The sequence below is a fragment of the Serratia sp. CoH_134_PS_4 genome (genome assembly GCF_058190535.1).
Window position 1 is genome coordinate 68,875 of the sequence record NZ_JBXWKI010000009.1, and the last position, 23,382, is coordinate 92,256.

Annotated in this window: 23 protein-coding genes; 8 read left to right on the top strand and 15 right to left on the bottom strand. The window is 54.5% G+C overall.

The window, feature by feature from the left end:
• Positions 1 to 33: 33 nt before the first annotated feature.
• From trpS to pilM, 12 genes are all read right to left on the bottom strand, one after another.
• Entirely contained in the window at positions 34 to 1,038 is a 1,005-nt protein-coding gene (trpS, locus tag AC2FCQ_RS15420; RefSeq protein WP_209639122.1) for a tryptophan--tRNA ligase, read from the bottom strand.
• A gap of 2 nt (positions 1,039 to 1,040) precedes the next feature.
• Positions 1,041 to 1,739 carry a phosphoglycolate phosphatase gene (locus AC2FCQ_RS15425; RefSeq protein WP_209639124.1) on the bottom strand — a complete coding sequence of 233 codons (699 nt, stop codon included), beginning with the start codon at positions 1,737 to 1,739 and terminating at the stop codon, positions 1,041 to 1,043.
• Positions 1,732 to 2,409: a ribulose-phosphate 3-epimerase gene (gene rpe, locus AC2FCQ_RS15430; protein WP_490308658.1), complete on the bottom strand. Its 678-nt coding sequence runs from the start codon at positions 2,407 to 2,409 to the stop codon at positions 1,732 to 1,734. Before rpe ends, AC2FCQ_RS15425 begins: the two co-directional genes overlap by 8 nt.
• Before the next feature lie 112 nt (positions 2,410 to 2,521).
• Positions 2,522 to 3,334: an adenine-specific DNA-methyltransferase gene (dam, locus tag AC2FCQ_RS15435; protein WP_209639128.1), complete on the bottom strand. Its 813-nt coding sequence runs from the start codon at positions 3,332 to 3,334 to the stop codon at positions 2,522 to 2,524.
• A gap of 278 nt (positions 3,335 to 3,612) precedes the next feature.
• Entirely contained in the window at positions 3,613 to 4,635 is a 1,023-nt protein-coding gene (locus AC2FCQ_RS15440; protein ID WP_209639130.1) for an SPOR domain-containing protein, read from the bottom strand.
• A gap of 159 nt (positions 4,636 to 4,794) precedes the next feature.
• Positions 4,795 to 5,892, bottom strand: a complete 1,098-nt coding sequence (gene aroB / locus AC2FCQ_RS15445; RefSeq protein ID WP_490308659.1) for a 3-dehydroquinate synthase — start codon at positions 5,890 to 5,892, stop codon at positions 4,795 to 4,797.
• Between the two features lie 93 nt (positions 5,893 to 5,985).
• Positions 5,986 to 6,507 (bottom strand): shikimate kinase AroK, encoded by a 522-nt coding sequence (gene aroK / locus AC2FCQ_RS15450; RefSeq protein ID WP_004391482.1) that lies wholly within the window; start codon positions 6,505 to 6,507, stop codon positions 5,986 to 5,988.
• A 350-nt stretch (positions 6,508 to 6,857) separates the two neighbouring features.
• Entirely contained in the window at positions 6,858 to 8,099 is a 1,242-nt protein-coding gene (hofQ, locus tag AC2FCQ_RS15455; protein ID WP_490308660.1) for a DNA uptake porin HofQ, read from the bottom strand.
• Positions 8,096 to 8,464, bottom strand: a complete 369-nt coding sequence (locus AC2FCQ_RS15460; protein ID WP_209639136.1) for a DNA utilization family protein — start codon at positions 8,462 to 8,464, stop codon at positions 8,096 to 8,098. Before AC2FCQ_RS15460 ends, hofQ begins: the two co-directional genes overlap by 4 nt.
• Positions 8,457 to 8,978 (bottom strand): hypothetical protein, encoded by a 522-nt coding sequence (locus tag AC2FCQ_RS15465; RefSeq protein ID WP_490308661.1) that lies wholly within the window; start codon positions 8,976 to 8,978, stop codon positions 8,457 to 8,459. Before AC2FCQ_RS15465 ends, AC2FCQ_RS15460 begins: the two co-directional genes overlap by 8 nt.
• Positions 8,971 to 9,510, bottom strand: a complete 540-nt coding sequence (locus AC2FCQ_RS15470; protein WP_490308662.1) for a PilN domain-containing protein — start codon at positions 9,508 to 9,510, stop codon at positions 8,971 to 8,973. The genes AC2FCQ_RS15465 and AC2FCQ_RS15470 overlap by 8 nt, the downstream gene beginning before the upstream one ends.
• Entirely contained in the window at positions 9,510 to 10,346 is an 837-nt protein-coding gene (gene pilM, locus AC2FCQ_RS15475; protein WP_490308663.1) for a type IV pilus biogenesis protein PilM, read from the bottom strand. Before pilM ends, AC2FCQ_RS15470 begins: the two co-directional genes overlap by 1 nt.
• A gap of 122 nt (positions 10,347 to 10,468) precedes the next feature.
• Here pilM and mrcA point away from each other — a divergent pair, with 122 nt between their 5' ends.
• The gene (gene mrcA / locus AC2FCQ_RS15480; RefSeq protein ID WP_209639144.1) at positions 10,469 to 13,027 is read left to right on the top strand and encodes a peptidoglycan glycosyltransferase/peptidoglycan DD-transpeptidase MrcA; all 2,559 of its coding nucleotides are present in this window, start codon (positions 10,469 to 10,471) and stop codon (positions 13,025 to 13,027) included.
• Between the two features lie 50 nt (positions 13,028 to 13,077).
• Here the strand turns inward: mrcA and nudE are convergent, their stop codons facing one another.
• Positions 13,078 to 13,632, bottom strand: a complete 555-nt coding sequence (nudE, locus tag AC2FCQ_RS15485; RefSeq protein WP_209639145.1) for an ADP compounds hydrolase NudE — start codon at positions 13,630 to 13,632, stop codon at positions 13,078 to 13,080.
• A 465-nt stretch (positions 13,633 to 14,097) separates the two neighbouring features.
• Between nudE and AC2FCQ_RS15490 the strand changes: the two genes are divergently transcribed.
• From AC2FCQ_RS15490 to AC2FCQ_RS15520, 7 genes are all read left to right on the top strand, one after another.
• A complete protein-coding gene (locus tag AC2FCQ_RS15490; protein ID WP_209639147.1) occupies positions 14,098 to 16,230 on the top strand; it encodes an intracellular growth attenuator family protein in 2,133 nt (710 codons plus the stop codon).
• Positions 16,231 to 16,322: 92 nt separating this feature from the next.
• Positions 16,323 to 17,000 (top strand): GMP/IMP nucleotidase, encoded by a 678-nt coding sequence (yrfG, locus tag AC2FCQ_RS15495; protein WP_209639149.1) that lies wholly within the window; start codon positions 16,323 to 16,325, stop codon positions 16,998 to 17,000.
• On the top strand, positions 17,001 to 17,408 hold the full coding sequence (gene hslR / locus AC2FCQ_RS15500; RefSeq protein ID WP_209639151.1) for a ribosome-associated heat shock protein Hsp15: 408 nt from the start codon (positions 17,001 to 17,003) through the stop codon (positions 17,406 to 17,408).
• Positions 17,409 to 17,433: 25 nt separating this feature from the next.
• Positions 17,434 to 18,312: an Hsp33 family molecular chaperone HslO gene (hslO, locus tag AC2FCQ_RS15505; protein ID WP_209639153.1), complete on the top strand. Its 879-nt coding sequence runs from the start codon at positions 17,434 to 17,436 to the stop codon at positions 18,310 to 18,312.
• A 196-nt stretch (positions 18,313 to 18,508) separates the two neighbouring features.
• Positions 18,509 to 20,128: a phosphoenolpyruvate carboxykinase (ATP) gene (gene pckA, locus AC2FCQ_RS15510; protein WP_112364261.1), complete on the top strand. Its 1,620-nt coding sequence runs from the start codon at positions 18,509 to 18,511 to the stop codon at positions 20,126 to 20,128.
• 120 nt (positions 20,129 to 20,248) lie between these two features.
• A complete protein-coding gene (locus tag AC2FCQ_RS15515; RefSeq protein ID WP_490308664.1) occupies positions 20,249 to 20,506 on the top strand; it encodes a FitA-like ribbon-helix-helix domain-containing protein in 258 nt (85 codons plus the stop codon).
• Positions 20,503 to 20,982, top strand: coding sequence for a type II toxin-antitoxin system VapC family toxin (locus tag AC2FCQ_RS15520; protein WP_209639159.1), 480 nt, complete (start codon positions 20,503 to 20,505; stop codon positions 20,980 to 20,982). Before AC2FCQ_RS15515 ends, AC2FCQ_RS15520 begins: the two co-directional genes overlap by 4 nt.
• Positions 20,983 to 21,005: 23 nt before the next feature.
• Here the strand turns inward: AC2FCQ_RS15520 and envZ are convergent, their stop codons facing one another.
• Positions 21,006 to 22,376, bottom strand: a complete 1,371-nt coding sequence (envZ, locus tag AC2FCQ_RS15525) for a two-component system sensor histidine kinase EnvZ (RefSeq protein ID WP_209639161.1) — start codon at positions 22,374 to 22,376, stop codon at positions 21,006 to 21,008.
• Positions 22,373 to 23,092 carry an osmolarity response regulator transcription factor OmpR gene (gene ompR, locus AC2FCQ_RS15530; protein WP_004709363.1) on the bottom strand — a complete coding sequence of 240 codons (720 nt, stop codon included), beginning with the start codon at positions 23,090 to 23,092 and terminating at the stop codon, positions 22,373 to 22,375. Before ompR ends, envZ begins: the two co-directional genes overlap by 4 nt.
• Positions 23,093 to 23,382 lie beyond the last annotated feature (290 nt).

Below are 23,382 nucleotides of genomic sequence, written 5' to 3' on the forward strand. Positions count from 1 at the left end.
GCCAATGGCCGCTTTTCTTTTTTTCACCAAGGATTACTGCGGTGACACAAACCCGACAGCCTGGTAAACCTTCGCCAGGGTTTCCTGTGCACGCGCACGCGCTTTGGCCGCGCCGTCACGCATCACCTGTTGCAACAGGGCTTCGTCGTTGCGGAAACGGTGATAACGCTCCTGAAGCTCACCCAACATACCGGATACCGCTTCAGCCACAGCGCCTTTCAAGTGACCATACATTTGGCCTTCGAACTCGGCTTCCAACTGGGCGATACTTTTGCCGGTCACGCCGGAAAGGATATCCAACAGGTTAGACACCCCCGCCTTGTTCGCCACGTCATAACGGACTACCGGTGGCTCTTCGGAATCGGTCATCGCACGCTTGATCTTCTTCATCACTGCTTTCGGATCTTCCAACAGGCCGATAACGTTATTGCGGTTATCGTCCGACTTGGACATCTTCTTGGTCGGTTCTTGCAGCGACATCACGCGAGCGCCAGACTTAGGAATAAACGGCTCCGGCACTTTGAACACATCACCGTATAGCGCATTGAAACGCTGACCGATATCACGGCTCAGCTCCAAGTGCTGTTTCTGGTCTTCACCGACCGGTACCTGGTTGGTTTGGTACAACAGGATATCTGCGGCCATCAGCACCGGGTAGCTGAACAAACCGGCGTTGATGTTCTCGGCGTAACGCGTGGACTTGTCCTTGAATTGAGTCATGCGACTCAGTTCGCCGAAGTAGGTGTAGCAGTTCAACACCCAGCTCAGTTGCGTGTGCTCCGGTACGTGCGACTGCACAAAGATGGTGCTCTTTTGCGGATCAATACCACAAGCCAGATACAGCGCCAGCGTATCCAGCGTAGCCTTGCGCAACTTGTCTGCGTCCTGGCGTACGGTGATGGCGTGCAGATCGACGATGCAATAGATGCAGTCGTAATCGTCCTGCATCTTAACCCACTGACGCAGCGCACCCATGTAGTTGCCGATAGTCAGTTCGCCGGACGGCTGCGCGCCGCTAAATACGATGGGCTTACTCATGTTTAAAATTCCTGATTCTCTAAAGAGGACAGCCCAAGAGCGGGCAACAAGTCGGCAAAGCGCTCCAACACGCGGTCGGGATGGCTCAGGGCAATAGCTTCGCCGTAGTTATAACCGTAGGTCAGCGCGGCGCTTGGGCAGCCTGCGCCCTGTGCAGCCTGAATATCGTTACGGGAATCGCCGACGAACAGCAGCTCGTTGGCGCGCAAGCCAAGCTTGCCAAGAACCAGATACAGCGGTGCGGGGTGCGGCTTTTTTTCTACCACATCATCACCGCCGATAATCAGCGAGAAATAATCGATAATGCCCAATGCGGTCAGTAACGGCGCAACAAACGGCGTAGGTTTATTCGTCACCAGAGCCATTGGATAACCTTGCGCGGCCAAACTCGCCAGCGTTTCCTTTACCTGTGGAAACAGGCGGCTGCCGCTGTCGACCGTTTGTGCGTAAAAATGGTCAAAACGCGCGCGCAGTTGCAGGCAATGTTCCGGTGTGGCTTCAACTTCGGCCCAACGCAGTGCACGTTGCACCAACACGTCGGCGCCATTACCAATCCAGGTGCCGACCCGCGCTTCACCCGCCTGCGGCAGACCCATTTCTGCTAACGCCAAATCGATAGCGGCGGCAAGCCCTGGGGCACTGTCGACCAGGGTGCCATCAAGATCAAAGGCGAGCGCACGGATCGCGCCGAAATCAGCCATGTGTCACCTTTGCCAATTCACTGCGCATTTCATCAATCACGCGGCGGTAGTCCGGCTTACCGAAGATAGCGGAGCCCGCAACAAACATGTCTGCGCCTGCCGCAGCGATCTCGGCAATATTATCGACTTTGACGCCGCCATCCACTTCCAGACGGATATCGCGGCCGCTTTCGTCGATCAACTTGCGCACCTGACGCAGTTTATCCAGGGTGCCGTGAATAAACGACTGCCCGCCAAACCCTGGGTTGACCGACATCAGCAAAATCACGTCGACCTTGTCCATCACATAATCAAGGTAACTCAACGGCGTTGCCGGGTTAAAGACCAGACCGGCTTTACAGCCGTGCTCTTTAATCAGTTGGATTGTACGATCGACGTGTTCGGAGGCTTCCGGATGGAAAGAGATGTAACTGGCACCTGCTGCGGCAAAGTCCGGCACAATGCGGTCGACCGGTTTTACCATCAAATGCACGTCAATGGGTGCGGTAATGCCGTAGTCACGCAGCGCCTGACAAACCATTGGCCCGATCGTCAGATTGGGGACGTAATGGTTATCCATCACGTCAAAGTGCACTACGTCGCCACCAGCGGCCAACACATTAGCAGTGTCCTCACCCAGGCGGGCAAAGTCTGCTGACAAGATGGACGGGGCAATCAAAAATTTTTTCATCCGCTCTCTCCAAACGTAGGGTTCGAATCGTTATACCCCTCGTTTTTCAAGCCACAACCTTGTTGGCCGCGACTCGAAATCCCTGGGGTAAATACACCGGGGTGTTCCCGGCTTAGCGATACAGCGCCAAAAGCTCATTCACTTTGCTGCGACCGAGAATATTTCTGCTGATGGTACGCCGCGCTTTCACCACGTACAACGATGCATGCTGGTACCAGTCACGCGTCAACTCGGTATCATGATTGGAAATCAATACGGGCACTTGGCTTTCTACCGAAAGCTGATGCGCCATCAACGCCAGGCTCTGCTGGTCCGCCATGCTGAAGCTATTTGTGTGGTAAGCGGTAAAATTCGCCGTCGCCGAGAGTGGCGCATAAGGCGGATCGCAATACACCACCGTACCGCGCTCAGCTTTTGCCATGGTATCGCGGTAATGCTCACAGACAAAAGTCGCGTTGCGGGATTTTTCAGCGAACCAATATAACTCTTCCTCAGGGAAGTACGGTTTCTTGTAACGTCCGAATGGAACGTTGAACTCACCACGCAGGTTATATCGGCACAAACCGTTGTAACAGTGGCGATTCAGATAAAGAAACAGCAGCGCACGGCGGTAAGGATCGTTACTCGTATTAAACTCTGCGCGCAGCAGGTAAAACTGATCCGACTTATTGAATTCATCGGTGAAAAGAAGGCGGGCATCACGCACGAAGTCATCCGTACGTAGCTTAACGATGTTATACAGATTAATAAGATCGCTGTTGATGTCGGCGAGAATATAGGCGTCGTATTCTGTGTTCAGGAAGACTGAACCCGCACCCACGAAGGGCTCGATTAAGCAGTCGCCTGCTGGTAGATGACGACGAATCTCGTCCACCAGCGGGTATTTTCCACCAGCCCATTTTAAAAAAGCGCGGTTTTTCTTCATGCCGTCAATTAGCTACTTATTATACAATTCAGAGCGGCGGATTGTACTCTGTTTCAGACAGCACATCAGCGCACAAATTTAAGTGATTGATACCCTTCATCCTTCAAGCCGCAGCATCATTGGCCACGCACAGTTATTCGACCTGTCCGCAGGCCACTTCAGTCATCTGTTACGAGTAAACAGGTACCCGCCGATTAACACGGGCGCAGCATGCTGCGCCCTTACAATGCCTGAAATTTCTGCTCTTGCCGCCTGGCCGCAGCTTGAAATCTATCGGGTTACTTTTTCAGATCCTGTTGAACCTGACCTACAGGCCGGACCCAAGGTTTTTTCGCCTGAACATCCGCAGGCAACGTCGCGATTGCGCGCTTCGCTTCTGCTGAAGAGGCATAGTTGCCGCTTACCAGTACATACCAAGGTTTGCCGTTACGCTGGGTTGAATACACCAGGTAATGCTGCAACTTCTGCTGCTTGGCGTAGGCATTAAGCGTATCGGAGCGCGAGGCACTGCTCAGTTGCAGAGTATAATGGCTCGCCGGTGCAGACTGAAGTGAGCCACCATTGCCGCTTACCGTGCCCGCTTTCGCACTCGCTGCCCCCGCTTTGCTGGAGGATGCTGGCGCTGGCGTATACACCGTGGTTGGCGTTTTATGCTGTGTGGCCGTAGCCGCTGGCTTACTGACGTTTTTCGCCGGTACTTTATGTTGCTGTGGCGCCGTGCCCTGCACTTGGCGTGCAGCTTCTTTCGCCGCAGCCCCGTTCATCAGGGTAGCCGGTGCTGTCGGCAGCGTTGACATCGGGCCGCTCATGCCCTGCGTCGCCGCATCAACCTGGCCCTGCTGCGCTGACAGTGCATCCGACATATTGCCTGGCAGATCAACACGCTGTTGCGCGCCGCCCTGCGCTGGCTGCGGTTGCGCTTCCGTCGGCGTACTGGAGATAGGTGGAACGTTGACCGTTTGCGGCTGAGACGTGCTGCTCACGCCGTTATTGTCATTGGTGTCAGTGGTACCGCCTGGCACACCGGTATTACCGGCAGTCAGCGACGACGAGCCCGACAGGTTGATGTCCTTGGCTGCGCCATTCTGTGCCCCTTCCTGTGCCGCCTCGTGCTTGGTTGGCGCCTTCAGCGCTGAACCAATACCGACAATCAGCAACAGCAACACCAGAATACCGATACCAATCATTAAGTGCTGACGTGAAACAGCAAAGCGTGGTCCCGGAGCCGGTTTACGCGAACGTGCAGGACGACGATCGCTGCTATCAGGTCTGAGATCGTCTTCCGGTTTAAACTCATCCATCTGAAACCCTCCAACTAGAGGCAAAAGCCCACCACTGTAGACCTACCGTGGCACGAGCAGATTAACCCGATCATGGCAAAGCGACGCCAGTCATGCTTTGCACATTAATTAATATAGATGTAAACGGCGGCTAAGCCACTGTTACTTCGTCCGATTTACTTAGACAGTCCGTTCAGGAAGGCAAGCTGCGATCGAAGCAAGCACCGTTTCATGCCCCACTCCGCCACGGACCTCCGCCTGGCCAATAGCCGTCGGCAGTACCAGGCGCAGTTCACCGGCCAGTACCTTCTTATCACGCATCATATGCGGCAGATAGGATTCCGGCGCCATTTCCTGCGGACCACACACCGGCAAACCCGCGCGCAACAACAGTGCTTTGATACGTTCAATATCGTCGGCACTGAACTGCCCGAGACGGTGCGCAGTTTCCGCCGCCATGACCATACCGGCAGCAACGGCTTCCCCATGCAACCATACACCATAGCCCATTTCGGCTTCGATCGCATGGCCGTAAGTATGACCCAGATTCAGCAGCGCACGCAGACCGCTTTCGCGTTCATCGGCAGCAACCACCTCGGCCTTCAGCTCGCAACAACGGCGGATACAATAGGCAAGTGCCTGCATATCCAACGCCATCAATGCATCGATATTGTTTTCCAGCCAGACAAAGAAATCGCGATCGAGAATAATCCCGTACTTGATCACTTCTGCCAGACCCGAGGAGAGTTCACGCGCCGGCAAGGTTTTCAGGCAATCCAAATCAACCACCACAGAAGCCGGTTGATAGAACGCGCCGATCATGTTTTTACCGAGCGGATGATTGACGGCGGTTTTACCGCCAACGGAAGAGTCCACCTGCGACAGCAGCGTGGTAGGAACCTGAATAAAGCGGACACCACGCTGATAACAGGCGGCGGCAAAGCCGGTAAGATCGCCAACCACGCCGCCCCCGAGGGCGATTAGCGTGGTATCACGACCGTGCGGCTTTTCCAACAGTGCCGAGAACACCTGCTCAAGCACGGCAAGGGATTTATACTGTTCGCCATCAGGTAAAATCACCTGATCCACCATGACGCCAGCCTGCTCCAGCACCTTCCGGACGTGGTCCAAATAGAGTGGCGCCAGGGTTTGGTTGGTGACCAGCATGACCTGTTCACCTGACTTCAGCGGCATAAAAGAAGCCGGATCGTTAAACAATCCGGCGGCTATGGTAATCGGGTAGCTGCGCTCCCCAAGCGTTACGGTAATTCTCTCCATGTCGCGCTCAGTTCTCAATGTGGTTTATCCCCGCTACTGCGGGGAACACAATCAGTCTTTCCGCATTTGCCGTGGCGAACACGGAAACCGCAATCAGTTACTTTCCAGCATGTTGATAATCTGGTTGGCAACCACTTTGGCGCTTTGATCGTCGGTGCGGATGGTGACATCTGCAATTTCTTCGTACAACGGATTACGCTCTTTCGCCAGCGCTTCAAGCACTTCACGCGGAGGAGAATCAACCTGCAACAGCGGACGCTTTTTGTCGCGCTGAGTACGGGCTAACTGCTTCTCGATAGTGGTTTCCAGGTACACCACCACGCCACGGGCAGACAGACGGTTACGCGTTTCACGCGATTTAACCGAACCACCTCCGGTAGCCAGCACGATGCCTTGCTTTTCCGTCAGTTCATTAATGACTTTTTCTTCACGATCGCGGAAACCTTCTTCACCTTCCACGTCGAATACCCAGCCCACGTCAGCTCCGGTACGTCGCTCAATTTCTTGATCGGAGTCGAAAAACTCCATATTGAGTTGCTGAGCTAACTGACGGCCAATAGTGCTTTTGCCGGCACCCATAGGCCCAACCAGAAAGATATTGCGTTTCTCTGCCATGTTTTTCGGTATTACTAAGACAATTCGTTAATGTTAACCCGCCCCGCCAATCAAATCAGCGGCGGGACCTAAACTGAAACCTCATGAACGATAGTGCGAGATCAGACGGAAAATTATCTCAACACTCTTGGTAGTTTGGCAACCGAATAAATCGCAATCCACGCCGCAGGAGGGAAACCATACGTTTTTAACGGCGTCTTGGCGCTAACAAAAAAACCTCGGTGCTCAATTCGGTAACCCTTGTAAGCTAAATCGGCCGCAGCGTCAAACGCAGATGCCCCCAAGGTGATAAAAAAGTGCATCTGCTCATCAACTTTAGGCGATTTTCACCAAACCGGGCACCTTGCCGCTCAGGCCTTAATCAATGTCGGAGTAATAAATATCACCAGCTCGCGCCTTTTATGCTGTTTGCTGCTTTGTTTAAACAAGGATCCCAGCAGTGGCACATCACCCATACCGGGCACTTTGTCCGCCCCCTGAGCACTATGACGTTGAAAAATACCGCCTAAAACCACGGTTTCTCCGTCTTTTAGCGTCACTTGGGTTTTGATCTCCTGTTTATCTATTGCCAGTGTCTCGCCTGCAGCACGGCTGATTGAGCGTCCGGGCATGTTCTGGCTGATGTGCAATGTCAGGGTGATTCGCCCGTTGGGCAAAATTCTCGGCGTGACTTCCATGCCCAGAACGGCCTCTTTGAACTCCATCGAGGTTGCCCCGGTGGAGCCACTGCTCACCTCGTAGGGGATTTCCGTGCCTTGTTTAATACTGGCAGTTTGCAAGTTCGCCGTCAGCAAACGCGGGCTGGCGATGATCTCCACCCGATTTTCCTGCTCCAGTGCCATCAGTTCCAAATCCAACAGACGCCCACCGATCCGAGCCAGGTGAAAACCGGCGCTGAGTGCACTACGTTCCAGCGGCAAATTGACATTAAAGCCGTTCATCCGCCAGGATGTCGCCGGTTTTTCATCCGGTGCCAGGCCCCAGCGCACGCCAAGCTCACGCAAACTCTCGCTATTGATGGTGACGACATGCGCCGCTAGCTGTACCTGTGCCAACGGTGCATCCATTTCCGCAATACGCTGCGTTAACAGCGCCACAACCGACGCAGTATCGCGAACCAACACCGCATTGGTGCGCTTGTCCGCCACCACGCTACCACGCTCACTCAGTAACATACGGTCCTGGGCGTTCAGGCTTGCGGCAACCTCAGTGGCATCAGCATGGCTCAACGGCAGAGTCACGCTGTGCAGTGGCTGTTTTTGTGCCAAGGCTTGTTGTTGTCGCTGCTTCTCCTGCTCATTGGGTTCTGGGTGCACCATCATGACATTGCCCTCCAGGGTCATCGACAGCTTCCCCATACGCAGGATCACGGCCAATGCCTGCTGCCAGGGCACGTTATCCAGCCTCACCGTCAGATTGCCCTCCACACCCACAGCAGTAACCACATTCAGTTGCCGGTAATCTGCCAACGCCTGTAACACGACGGTAACCGGTGCATCCTGAAACGCCAACGAGATAGGGCCTTGATCCTGTGCGGCACCCGTAATGGCCGCCCCCCATAACAACACTCCCACCCAACGGCATCCTTTCATTTTTTTTCTTCCTTATGAGGGGTTCCCAGCACCAACACCACCGTATTCTCCGTGGCCGGGCACTCAGCATCTACCTCGACCTCTTCCCGTTTTAGGGTTAATCGTTTTGCCTGCACCTTATCCACCTGCCAACGCCCAGCCAGCAAGGTTTGATGAGGCGCCAACCGCAACCATTGCCCGCTGGGGGTGATAACCCAGGCATGGCGCAATGCCCCCAGCCCGATGGTCCCCTTCAATTGCCAACTCGCCGGTGACTCGGCCGCTGACACGCAGCCTGACAAGGGCAATGGGCTAAAGGGATCCCGCTGCTGCGCCATTAACCCCAGCGGCAGTAACAACAACCAGACTACACAGCGTTTATTCATTGATATTCAACGCCGTAGCCTCTGCCAACGCCGCGTCCTGAAAAGTAAAATGCGTGGTGAGCCTCCCCGCCTGCGCTTCAACGGACATTTCAGCAAGGCGCAGTTGGGCAGGTAAGTTCTCCAACAGTATTAATAACCTGTCGTAATTGAGATGCAGCCTCAGCATTCGCTGCGACGAACCCTCTTGCTGGTGCCAGCGTTGCAGCTCCGCACCGACGCGTTGCAAAACCGCCATCAAATCCCCCTGAGGGGTTGGTCGCTGTATGATCTGTTGAAGATTTTGGTGCACCGCTTCAAGCGTTGGCATGCGAGCCACCTGTTCCGACAACAATTCAATGCGTTGTGTGAGCCGCCGATGCTCTATCGCGGTCTGTTCCAACTGCTGCCATTCCCCCTGCAGCAACAGGACAAACAACAGTCCCAGCCCACTCAGCACCAGCCCCTGTATCGCCAGCAGCGAGCCCCGCGGCAGGCTCGACCATCTCGCCATCCAACGCGGCGGTGGCTTAGTCATCCCGGCGGCTCCATTGCGCGACCAACGCAAATGAAAATAGGCCATCCTGGCGCCGCGCCACGTCTGCCAGACGGTAACTCTGCAATAACGGCACTGTTGCCAATTGCTGCTCAAACTGAACCACCGCCTCATAACGGCGGCTGAGCCCCCGCAGACTGATGTTTTGCGCCTTGCTCTCAAATGCAATAAGCCACATCGATGAGGGCAACAGCGTTGAGAATTGCTGTAACAACCGCAGATAACGTCGGTTATATGCCAGGTTCTTATCGTGCTGTTCCGCAAGCGCGGTTAAACGGGACAGGCGCGCCATCGCCTGTTGCAAGCGCTGATGACGGTCGGTCAGCTCCGCTTGCTGGCGGACCAACACCAACAGTGCCTCATGCCGCTGTACCTGTTGCTGACGCAGCAAACCCATAATCACCGTCAACACAACCAGCATGAGCGCCCATTGCAGCGCAAACACGCGCAGCCAAAAGGCACCGCGCCGACGCTGAACCTGTATGCGCCAGGGCAAAAGATTCACCTGGTACATCAGCTATCTCCTCCACGCAGCGCCAGACCGCCCGCCAAGACGAATGCCGCCGGCAAGCGGGGTAACGGGGGCCGGAGCTGGCTAAAGGCACTGAACGGCGACCACGGCACGCACCCTGACGGCGGTTGCTCATCTATTACGCTGCTATAGTAAATCTGATGTTCACCGCATGATGGGCTGGCAGCATGCATTGCCGCCAGAGCCTGGCGCGCGCCGTCCGCCTCCCCCGCCGACACAAGACCATAGGCGGCACGTTGCGGGGTGGCCCACAGCCATTCTTGGTCGAGGCGATGCAGCAGACCGGCATTGGCCGGTAGCCCTGCCGCTGCCGCCATAATGCGCAGCGCGCAAGGTGTGATATCCACCACCTGTGGCTGTAAATTGGCTTGCTGCAGGCAATGCAGCCATTGTTGCAATTCCTGTTGACGTGCCGCGGTAAGCAGCAGCGTGGTCGGATCTGAGGGTGAACAGCGGTAGTCCAGCGCCAGTGTTTGGCTATCCAGTGGGAACTGTTTGAGCCCCTGACTGGTGATGTAGTCGCCACGTGCGGGTTCTTTTAGCCTGGCATCCGGCAACGGCAAGCTGTGCTGTAAAACCCGTTGTGCGGGCAGAGCAATGCGTAAGGAAATATGTCTTGGTAACTGAACTCGCCATTGTCGCAGTGCTTGAATTAATGCATCGGTCTGCACAAGACAACCTTCACGCAGCACCGGTTGTGGCAACGTTTGTTGCCACCAGTGACGCAGTTGCCAGCCATGCCGGCGGCGCTGGGCCGCCAGCGCGCGAACGCAGTGGCTTTGTATATCCAGCCCCACCTGCCATGCTTGAGTGAACATATTTCGCCCGACCTCCATATCGTCAGATGATAAAAGAACATATCCATGTTGCAGGCTTGCCTTTATACTACCGCGCGGTTGTTTATAAACTGCCCAAATGACATGAAAATGGGAAATCTCAGGTGAAGTTCGTAAAGTATTTACTAATCCTTGCAGTGTGTTGCATCGTGTTGGGGGCAGCCTCGATCTTTGGCTTGTACAAATATGTCGAGCCACAGTTGCCTGACGTTGCAACGCTGAAAGATGTGCGGCTGCAAATACCGATGCAGGTTTACAGCGCCGATGGCGAACTGATCGCCCAATACGGTGAAAAACGCCGTATTCCGCTAAAACTGGACCAAATTCCGCCGGTCATGGTGCATGCGTTTATCGCCACCGAAGACAGCCGTTTCTATGAGCATCACGGCGTCGACCCCGTCGGTATCTTCCGTGCAGCCTCTATTGCGCTGGTCTCCGGCCATGCGTCACAGGGGGCGAGTACCATTACCCAGCAGTTGGCGAGAAACTTCTTCTTAAGCCCGGAACGCACCCTGATGCGCAAGATCAAGGAAGCCTTCCTGGCCATTCGCATTGAACAAATGCTGACCAAAGACGAAATTCTTGAGCTGTATCTGAATAAAATCTATCTGGGGTATCGCGCCTATGGCGTAGGGGCTGCGGCTCAGGTTTACTTCGGTAAAGACGTCAGCCAACTCAGCTTAAGCGAAATGGCGACGATCGCCGGTCTGCCGAAAGCCCCATCAACCTTCAACCCGCTTTATTCACACGATCGCGCGGTCGCGCGCCGCAACGTGGTGTTGTCGCGCATGTTGGATGAGCACTACATCACCCAGGCGCAGTTCGATCAGGCACGCAGTGAAGAATTAGTGGCCAATTACCATGCGCCGGAAATCAGCTTCTCCGCACCTTATCTCTCCGAGATGGTACGCCAGGAGATGATCAAGCGTTATGGCGACAACGCCTATACCGACGGCTACAAGGTCTACACCACCATCACCAAGAAACTGCAGTTGGCGGCGCAAGAGTCTGTACGTAATAACGTGCTGGCGTATGACATGCGCCACGGCTACCGCGGCCCATCCAACGTGCTGTGGAAAGTCGGTGAAGCGGCATGGGATCAAAAACAGATCGTCGATTCACTGAAAAATCTGCCTAACTACGGCCCGCTATCACCTGCTGTGATCACAGCAACCAGCGCCGAAGAGGCGACGGCAATGATGGCAGACGGCAGTAATATCGCCTTGCCGATGTCTACCATGCGCTGGGCCAGACCCTACAAGTCCGATACTCAACAAGGCCCGACGCCGAAACGCGTCACCGATGTGGTGCAAGCCGGCCAGCAGGTTTGGGTGCGGAAGGTTGGCGAAAACTGGTGGCTGTCACAAGTGCCGGACGTCAACTCAGCGCTGGTCTCAATCAACCCGAATGACGGTGCAGTAAAAGCACTGGTCGGTGGGTTTGACTTCAACCAGAGCAAATTTAACCGTGTGACTCAGGCGCTGCGCCAGGTCGGTTCCAATATCAAACCCTTCCTGTACACCGCCGCAATGGATAAGGGCCTGACGCTGGCAACTATCCTGAATGACCTGCCGATCACCCGTTGGGATCCCGGTGCGGGTACCGACTGGCGTCCGAAGAACTCCCCACCAACCTACGATGGTCCGATTCGTCTGCGTCAGGGGCTGGGGCAGTCGAAGAACGTGGTCATGGTACGTGCGATGCGGGCGATGGGTGTCGACTATGCAGCAGAATATCTGCAGCGCTTCGGCTTCCCGGCTCAGAACATCGTGCATACCGAATCGCTGGCTTTGGGCTCTGCTTCATTCACCCCAATGCAGCTGGTGCGCGGTTACGCAGTATTGGCCAACGGCGGTTACCTGGTGGATCCGTACTTCATCACCAAGATTGAAGATGATAACGGCAACACCGTGTTCGAAACCAAACCGCGAATTGTCTGCAGCAGCTGTAATTTGCCGGTAATTTATGGTGATACTCATCGTTCAGCCGTGCTTTCCGAAGACAACATTGAAAATGTCGCGACGTCGCAGGAAGGCAACAATGGCAACGTGCCAATGCCGCAATTGGAGCAAGTGACCCCAGCTCAGGTGCAGCAGGACGGCGATCAGCAATATGCGCCACACGTTATCAGCACGCCGCTGGCATTCCTGATGCACGATGCGCTGAACAGCAACATCTTCGGCGAACCGGGCTGGATGGGCACCGCCTGGCGTGCGGGTCGAGACCTGAAACGCCATGATATCGGCGGTAAAACCGGTACCACCAACAGCTCAAAAGATGCCTGGTTCTCCGGCTATGGCCCGGACACCGTGACATCAGTATGGATTGGCTTCGATGACCATCGGCGTGATTTGGGCCGTTCAACGGCTTCCGGCGCGATCCCGGATCAAATATCTGGTGGTGAAGGCGGTGCCAAGAGTGCACAACCGGCATGGGATGACTTTATGAAAATCGCACTGGAAGGTATCCCAGAGCAGAAGGTCACCCCACCACCGGGCATCATCAGCGTAACCATCGACAAGAGCAGCGGTAAGCTTTCAGGCGGCGGTGGCGGCAGTCGCTCCGAGTACTTTATCGAGGGGACTCAGCCGACAGACTATCCATCACGGGATACCGGCACAACGCTGACGGACCCCGGTGGCGAGAGTCACGAGTTGTTCTAACAAAAAAGGGCCAGAGAAATCTGGCCCTTTTTTTATTTGGCTATCGGCATTTAACGTGAGCCGCGTAGAAATGCCTCGGTAAGGAACAGCGCACAAACATTGCGTGCCTCGCGGAAATCAGGCTCCGCCAGCAGCGCCATCATGTCAGCGATGGGCCAACGCACCTGCGGCAATGGCTCAGGCTCATCCCCTTCCAGGCTTTGCGGATAGAGGTCCTGTGCCAAGACGATGTTCATTTTGCTGGAAAAGTACGACGGCGCCATGGTCAATTTACTCAGAAAATCAAAGTTTTTTGCACCAAAGCCCACTTCTTCCATCAGCTCACGGTTGGCCGCTTCCAGCACACCTTCACCGGGATCAATCAACCCTTTGGGGAAACCCAGCTCGTAAGATTCGGTGCCCACTGCATATTCGCGGATCAGCAGTAAATCGTCACCGATCACCGGCACAATCATCACCGCCTCACGTTCTGAAGGCCGCATCCGCTCGTACACCCGCCGCACACCGTTACTGAATTCCAGATCGACCGACTCAACGTTAAATAAACGCGAACGTGCGACCGTTTCCACTTTCAGAATTTTAGGTTTTTGCAGGTGTTTATCCATGATTGCCTCAAATGAGTTATCCGGCGGTACGCCACAGCACCGGGCGTGATGAGACGGATAACCAGAATAATGACTGGTGTGACGCGCACTTCATATACGCTTAAACGCTGACCAAATCCGATCTTGATCACATTGTGCGTTAATGAGAACCTTTGCTGCAACGAGCACAAGCAGTAATTTACTTTTTTTTAACAAGCGTAGCCAGCACCCACCAACTTTCTATCTTCTTTAAGCAAAAAACAGGGCATTAAATAAGATAATGCCGATATCGATAGGGCAACCAGGTTGCTATCATCACGCAGGTAAGACACAACCATAAAACCAAGCGTTTTATGAAGAAATGAGATCCCGGTGGAGAATCTGTTCTCCCACGACTGTTCAGGGTGTCTCTTGGTCATTTGACTGCGTATAATGCGCCACGATTCATCAGGTTGGTGAGGTTCACGGGTACAGAATGGGGATAGCATGAGCACAATAGCGTTGATATTGGCCTTAGTGCTTGCCTGCCTGATTGCTGCCGGCCTGTATCTTTGGTTTAAAGCTCGCAATCAGCCGCTGCTGACGCGCGCCCTGCCCTTTATCAAACCTACTCACCGTAAGCTGACCGGCGAAGAGCGCGCCGCTGTTGAGCACTATCTCGGCCAGCAAAATAAGCCGAGCAACAAGCTGTTGCCCGGCAGCACCGCGTTGCCGTCCGCCAAACTGGCGTTAACGCCGCAAAGCGACAACGTCTACCCCATTACCCACGCGATTACCCGCTACGGCTTGGCCAGCGATGAACCCAATAAATGGCGCTATTATCTGGACGCTGAAGAGGTGCATCTCCCCCCGTTTTGGGAACAGTACATCAGCGCCGATAACCATGTCGAAGTGATTAAAACCCAAACGCTGCCGCTGGTGATCTCGCTCAATGGCCATTCACTGAAAGATCATATTCACGATCGGCCACAGCCGCCGGTGGTGAAGGCGGCGCCGAGCCAAAACGCATCGATCCGCAAGGAAGAAAGCGAGCACGTCGAGCTGGTCAATATCCGCAAGGAAACCCAGGAAGAGCATGCGCTAAATCGTCCGAACGGCATCAAAGAAGCCGCGATCATTTCAGCGGCCCTGCTACTGCTGTTCTTCAGCCTGATTAGCCCGGTCGTGGTCATCCCCTGGATGATTATCGTCGCTGTGCTGATGATCGCCTGGGGCTGTTGGAACCTGTTCCGCCGGCCATCTGCACGCGAGTTGAAAGAAGTACACTGCCTACGGGGCACGCCCAAGCGCTGGGGATTGTTTGGTGAATCCAACCAGGGGCAGATCAGCAACATCTCGCTCGGCATTATCGATCTGATTTACCCGCCGCACTGGCAGCCTTACATCACCCAGGACTTGGGTAAAACGACTGACGTAGACATCTATCTTAACCGCCAGGTGCTGCGCCAGGGGCGGTTCCTTTCGCTGCATGATGAGGTCAAAAACTTCCCGCTTCAGCAGTGGGGAAGAAACGCAGTGTTGATGGCCAGTTCGCTCTTGGTTCTGGTACTGTTGTTGACCTATATCCCACTGAGCCTGCCGCTCAAGCTAAGCATGGCTTGGTTACAGGGCGCGCAAAAAATTGAAGTGAACACCGTACAGGCACTGGAAGGTGCGACGTTGCGGATCGGGGATACCCTGAAAGCCCAAGGCAACGGTATGTGTTATGTGCCGCCGCTGGTCAATGGTGCGCGTGACGCCAACTTTATGCCTTTCGACTGTTCAGGTATTTACTGGAACAATGCCGCACCATTGCCGCAGCCAGAGTCGGAAGTCATCGACAAGGCCTCGGCACTGCTGGCAACGGTCAATGCCCAGTTACACCCTGACGGCACAGAACAAAAGCTCAATCCACAGTTGGCCAGCGCCATTGAAAAATCCGGCATGATCCTGCTGGATGACTTTTCCGATATTGTGCTGAAAACGCAGGATCTGTGCCAAACGGACAATGACTGCGTCCGGCTGAAGAACGCACTGGTGAATCTGGGCAACGTTAAAAACTGGGCCACGCTGGTGAAACGCGCCAAATCGGGTGCGCTGCAAGGCGTTAACGTGCTGCTGCGGCCGGTAAGTGCCGAATCCCTGGAAAGCCTGGCCAAAGTTGCCGCCTCGTCGTTTGTGTACAACGAAACGCGACAGGCTGCTGCTGCACTCAACAGCCCACCACCCGGCGGTTTTTTGATCAGCAGCGACGAAGGTAAGCAGTTGGTGAATCACCCGCAACCGACCGTGCCGCTAAACGAGTACAATGCACTTGACCAATGGAATGAGCTGCAGCGCCTGTCCAGCATGCTGCTGCACACGCCGTTTGAAGCGCAGGGCATCATCACCAATATCAGCGTAGATGCCAACGGCACGCGCCACATTGCGCTGCACAGCGAGCCGGATATTATCACGCTCTGGCGTTTTCTCGGCACCAGTCTGCTACTGCTCGCGGTCGCCGTCATTCTGGGTTACAACACCTGGCGACTCATAGAACGTCGCCGCAGCAATCAACACAGAATCACCGATATCCAGCGCTACTACGAAAGCTGCTTTAACCCGCAGCTCTCTCCGATGTCATTACGGCCAATGCCCTAAACCACATTCGTCGGTCTGCGCTCTGTCATCTGCTTATGTTAGGCTATCCCACTGTTCCTGCGGACCGCAGGCGGTTCGCCTATGGAGTTTTCATGGTTCCCAAATTTGACTGGTCAGAGATTGATACCGTACTGCTGGATATGGACGGTACTTTGCTCGATCTGGAGTTCGACAGCCACTTTTGGCTCAGTCTGGTACCACAAGCCCTGAGCGAGCAGCGCGCGATTCCCTTTGAAGAAGCGCGTAGCATTATCCATCAGGAATATCTGGCGGTGCAGCACACCATGAACTGGTACTGCTTCGACTACTGGAGTGAGCGGCTGGATCTTGATATTTATCGCATGACCAGTGAAGTGGGCAGCCGCGCCCGTCTGCGTGAAGATACCGAACCGTTTTTACAGGCATTACGTGCGGCAGGTCATCAGACTATTTTGTTGACCAACGCCCATCCACACAGCCTGGCGGTAAAAATTGAGCATACCGGTTTAGATCGACACCTTGATTTATTACTTTCTACCCACACATTTGGTTATCCGAAAGAAGATCAGCGTTTGTGGCAGGCAGTACAGCAGCACACCGGTTTCGATCCTCAGCGCACGCTGTTTGTCGACGACGGTGAACCCATTTTGGATGCGGCCCGCACCTTCGGCATTCGCTACTGCCTGGGCGTACAAAACCCGGACTCCAGCATGGCGGAGAAAACCTTCCAGCATTACCCGTCAATGCGCGATTACCGCCTATTGATTCCGGCGCTGGCCAAGGGGGAGTGAATGAAAGATAAAGAAACACGTGAGGACAGCGTCCGGCTGGACAAATGGCTTTGGGCGGCACGTTTCTACAAGACCCGTGCGCTGGCGCGGGACATGATCGATGGCGGCAAGGTGCACTACAACGGACAGCGCGGAAAGCCGAGCAAGCTTGTTGAGCTCAACGCCGAGATCAAATTGCGTCAAGGTAATGAAGAACGCACGGTGATTGTACTGGCGTTAAACAGCCAACGGCGTGGCGCCGACGAGGCGCAGCAAATGTATCAGGAAACTGAGACCAGCATCGCCAACCGAGAAAAAGTGGCGCTCGCACGCAAGATGAATGCGCTGACCATGCCGCATCCGGACAGACGTCCAGACAAGAAAGAGCGGCGTGACCTGATTAAATTTAAATTTGGTGAGCAGGAATAAACCCTCACCGCAATGAGAGAAAACTATGTCTAACCATGACCAATTGCACCGTTACCTGTTTGAAAACTACGCGGTGCGCGGTGAGCTGGTTACCGTCAGCGAAACCTATCAGCAGGTTCTGAACAACCATGACTACCCGGCTCCGGTAAAAAAACTGCTGGGTGAACTGCTGGTAGCCACCAGCCTGCTAACCGCCACCTTGAAGTTCGACGGCGACATCACCGTGCAATTGCAAGGCGACGGCCCGCTGAAACTGGCGGTGATTAACGGCAACAACCGCCAGGAAATGCGCGGTGTAGCTCGCGTACAAAGCGAAGTCGCCGATGACAGCACGCTGCACCAGATGATCGGCAATGGCGTCATGGTGATCACCATCGCACCAACCGAGGGTGAACGCTATCAGGGCGTGGTGGCACTGGAAGGTGAAACACTGGCGGAATGCCTCGAAGCCTACTTCCGTCAGTCAGAACAGCTGCCAACCCGTCTGTTCATCCGTACCGGTGAATCCGAAGGTCAACCGGCCGCAGGCGGCATGCTGCTGCAAGTGTTGCCAGCGCAGGACGGCAATGCCGATGATTTCGATCATCTGGTGCAACTGACCAACACGGTGAAAAGCGAAGAGCTGTTCGGCCTGCCCGCCAACGAAGTGCTGTATCGCTTGTACCATCAGGAAGAAGTCACCTTGTATGAACCGCAAGACGTGATCTTCCGTTGCACCTGTTCACGTCAGCGCTGCGCCGATGCATTAATCACGCTGCCAGCGGAAGAAGTGGCTCAAATGCTGGAGCAAGATGGCAACATTGATATGCACTGCGATTATTGCGGCAATCACTATGTCTTCGATGCCATGGATGTGGCCGCTTTATACACCGGTAACACCGGCGAAAGCGACCAGTTGCACTAAGTAGCACCTCATATCGGCGGGCGCACCCAGCGCCCGCCTGCTCACGCCGTTTGCACGTTTGCTTTTTTCCGTGTGCTATCTCTCATAACGTAACGAAAAACCGACTAAAACGTTAATTATTTGATACCTATCGCGGTTACTCGCGGCTGAATCCCTACAATTGGCGCCAGAAATTCTGTGACCAAGGAGTAGTGACATGCGTGTTAAAGGTATAACCCCTCAGGATCTGGCCGCTTATGGGATTCATAACGTTGGCGAAATCGTTCACAACCCGAGTTATGACTTGCTGTTCAAGGAAGAAACAGACCCATCTCTGGAAGGTTTTGAGCGTGGGGTCGTAACCAAGCTGGGTGCTGTATCCGTCGACACCGGTATTTTTACCGGCCGTTCCCCGAAAGATAAGTACATCGTCCGTGACGACATCACCCGCGACACCGTCTGGTGGGCCGATCAGGGTAAAGGTAAAAACGACAACAAACCCCTTAGCCCGGAAACCTGGGCAGACCTGAAACAACTGGTCACCACGCAACTCTCCGGCAAACGCCTGTTTGTAATGGATACCTTCTGCGGCGCCAATGCCGACTCCCGTCTGAAAGTCCGCTTTATTACCGAGGTAGCCTGGCAGGCGCACTTCGTTAAAAACATGTTCATCCGCCCGACCGACGAAGAACTGCAGGATTTCGAGCCAGACTTCGTTGTCATGAACGGCGCCAAATGCACTAACCCGAACTGGCAGCAACAGGGCCTGAACTCGGAAAACTTTGTCGCCTTCAACCTGACCGAACGCATGCAACTGATTGGCGGCACCTGGTACGGCGGCGAAATGAAAAAAGGTATGTTCTCTATCATGAACTACCTGTTGCCGCTGAAAGGCATCGCCTCCATGCACTGCTCGGCCAACGTGGGCGAGAAAGGTGACGTGGCCGTATTCTTCGGCCTGTCCGGCACCGGTAAAACCACCCTGTCTACCGATCCAAAACGCCAACTGATTGGCGATGACGAACACGGCTGGGATGACGACGGTGTGTTTAACTTTGAAGGCGGCTGCTACGCAAAAACCATCAAGCTGTCTGAAGAAGCGGAGCCGGATATCTATCACGCCATCAAACGCGATGCGCTGCTGGAAAACGTCGTCGTTCTGGCTGACGGCACAATAGACTTCAACGACGGGTCGAAAACCGAGAACACCCGTGTTTCCTACCCGATCTATCACATCCAGAATATCGTGAAGCCGGTTTCCAAAGCGGGCCATGCCACCAAGGTGATCTTCCTGACCGCGGATGCTTTCGGCGTATTGCCACCGGTATCTCGCCTGACAGCTAACCAGACTCAGTACCACTTCCTGTCTGGCTTTACCGCCAAACTGGCCGGTACCGAGCGTGGTGTAACCGAGCCTACCCCAACCTTCTCCGCCTGCTTCGGCGCAGCCTTCTTGTCGCTGCACCCAACGCAGTACGCTGAAGTGCTGGTGAAACGCATGCAAGCGGCTGGCGCTCAGGCTTACCTGGTCAATACCGGTTGGAACGGCACCGGCAAACGCATATCCATTAAAGATACTCGCGGCATTATCGACGCGATCCTCAGCGGTGAAATCGATAAGGCAGAAACCATTACTCTGCCTATTTTCGACCTGGCGATGCCAACCTCACTGCCAGGCGTTAACCCGGATATCCTGGACCCACGCGCCACTTACGCCAGCATTGAGCAATGGCAAGAGAAAGCACAGGATCTGGCCGAGCGTTTTGTCACCAACTTTGACAAATACACCGACACCCCAGCGGGCGCAGCCCTGGTCAGCGCCGGTCCAAAACTGTAATACCTTCTTTTAGAGCTTCAGCTAAGGCGTGGATACCACGCCTTTTTTTTTGATGGTTGTTTTTAGCCAGGCCAAAGTGGTAATAATGCAGTGCAATCATTGATAGCAAAGGGGGGGTCAATGGCGACCATAACCGTTAGAAATCTGGACGACGAAGTAAAGGAGTTACTGCGGATCTCGGCAGCGAAAAACGGCCATTCCATGGAAGAGGAAGCACGAATGATTCTGAAACAGGCCTTAGTGAAACAACCACCGCGCTATGGTTTGGGCACCTGGATGCATCAACACTTTGCCGAGTTGGGCGGTGTTGAACTGGAGATCCCGCCGCATGATGAAACGCCCCCCCGCACGGCCACCTTTGACGACGACCAGGTATGATTATTCTCGATACCCATGTGATTGCAGAAACGTTGCGCCCCAACCCACACTACAACGTCCTCACATGGCTGAATGAAAAAGACAACGATGAACTTTATCTGAGCGCGATAGTTCTCGCCGAGTTATTCGGTGGCGTTGCCTGTATGCCCGATGGGAAACGGCAGCGCATACTCAAACATAAGCTGGCGGAGGCGGTACAGATAAGATTTGACGAGCAAACTCTGCCCTTTGATACACTCTGCGCACTGCAATATGCGGAACTTATGGGTAAAAATCAGCGTGAGGGCCGGTTAATGAGCAGGGTGAATACTCAAATTGCCGCGACCTGCCTGCATTACGGTGCCGCCCTGGCCACGCGTAATACCAAAGACTTTATCCATTGCGGAATTGAATTAATCGACCCTTGGCAGGCAAGTACAGACCGTCGTCTGCATGAAGATGCGGCGGAATACTACGTCATGAGCAGAAAACCCTGACAGGGCAGCTTCACTGTCAGGGATTAGGCGTTGTCTTTTGCTGCCTGATGCCCGTTAGACGACTCTTTTCTCTCCATCGGTAACGGAATATACGCCCTGATCAACAGCCCGCCACGTTCGCTGGTGCCTATTTCCAACGCGCCATGGTGCCCATCTATAATGCGCTGAACGATAGCCAAGCCCAGACCGGTGCCACTGGTACTGCGTGCGCTGTCACCGCGGACAAAGGGTTGCAGCAGATGTTTCAACTCTTCAGGTTTAATGCCTGGGCCGTCGTCTTCCACCTGGAACCAACCGCGTTGCAGTTCACGACCGCTGCTGACTTTGATCCAGCCGTTGCCGTAACGTGCCGCATTCACCACCATGTTGACTGCCGCGCGCTTGATCGACAGCGGATGCACATTCATCATCAGTTCACCCGGTGCCATGGCCGTTTCGATAACCCGCTCATAACCACTCTCGGCCGCAACCACTTCGCCCAGAATGCCATTCAGATCGCAGAGCTCCGTTTGCATTTCCTGGCCGGTGCGCAGGTAATCAATAAACTGCTCAATGATGGCATTACACTCTTCAATGTCTTTATTGATCGACTCCGCCAGATAACCGTCTTCGGCGCTCATCATCTCGGTGGCCAGACGAATGCGCGTCAGCGGTGTGCGCAGATCGTGGCTGACCCCCGCCATCAACAGCGTGCGGTCATCCGCCAGCTGCTTGACGCCCGACGCCATCTGATTAAAAGCCCGTGTGACCGAACGCACTTCGGATGCGCCATACTCACGTAACGGCGGGGGAATAATGCCTTTGCCGACCTGCAAAGCGGCGTGCTCAAGTTCAACCAGAGGACGGTTCTGAATGCGTATAAACAGCCAAGCGCCACCTATCGCCAGCAGCATGATCGCCAGGGTATAACGGAACAGCGGCGAGAAATCGCCCTGGTGAATTTCAGTTAACGGGACACGAACCCAAATATCCGGCTGCAACCACGTCTTCAGCCACACGACCGGCGAGTTCTTGTTCACTTCCACACGAACGTCGGTCGGCCCACCCAGTTGCTGTGCCATTTGCTGACTGAGGAATTGATAGTGCTGCGCCCAGCGCAGACCGCTCTCCTCCGCCGCCGAGTTGGTGTAGAGAGAAATTCCCAGTTCGCGATAGATTTCGCGGCGGAATGCCGGTGGCACTTCCAGCAAGGTGCCATCCTCCAGTTGCAGCCGGTCAGTCATCAGCATACGAACTTCGTAGGCCAATACCTTATTGAACTGCTGCAGACTGGGCAAGATGGCAAAGTTTAGCACCACCAGATAGGTCGTCACCAAGCTGACGAACAGCAAGGTGACGATCAAGAGCAGGGTTCGGGCAAACGAGCTACGCGGTGAAAAGCGCAATCGCCTCATGCCTTGCTGCCGTCCGGGACGAAGACGTAGCCAAGACCCCAAACGGTCTGGATATAACGTGGATGCGCGGGATCTTCCTCAACCATGCGACGCAGACGAGAAATCTGCACGTCGATGGAGCGTTCCATTGCACTGTATTCACGACCACGAGCCAGGTTCATCAGCTTGTCGCGTGAAAGCGGCTCACGCGGATGGCTTACCAGCGCTTTGAGCACGGCAAACTCACCGCTGGTCAACGGCATCGGCTCGTCTTCGCGGAACATTTCGCGGGTACCCAGGTTCAATTTGAATTTGCCAAAGGCTATCACCGCCTCTTCTTGTGAAGGGGCGCCCGGCAGTTCATTGGCCTGACGGCGTAAAACCGCACGGATACGGGCCAGAAGTTCACGCGGGTTGAACGGTTTTGGAATGTAATCGTCGGCACCAATTTCCAGGCCAACGATACGGTCGACTTCTTCACCTTTGGCGGTCACCATAATGATCGGCATAGGGTTGCTTTGGCTGCGCAAACGACGGCAGATGGAAAGCCCATCTTCGCCAGGCAGCATCAGGTCCAACACCATCAGGTGGAAGGATTCACGTGTCAGCAAGCGATCCATTTGCTCAGCGTTGGCGACGCTGCGAACCTGAAAACCCTGCTCGGTTAAATAACGCTCTAAAAGCGCACGCAGGCGCATGTCATCATCGACGACCAGAATCTTATGATTCTCTTGCATTGTATTACTCCCAAAGGCTTTATTGCCTGACGTGAATATTGTTAAAAAACCCTGTCATTTCGGACAGCGTTTAATGGTATATATTCTAGACGAAATTGTTACAAAGCTTATTCTTTTGCCCATTTATCAACAATTTTCATCAAAATGCCCGCGAAGGTTCGCCAAAATCCCGATGCTCATTGGTTAAATTTATGATCGCTGTCTCTTCGCCCAACGGGCACGCCCGGTATTTGATTCGCAGTGTAACTCAGCCGGCGCGATAAGAAACGCGAGCGCCAGCAATTTTGCGC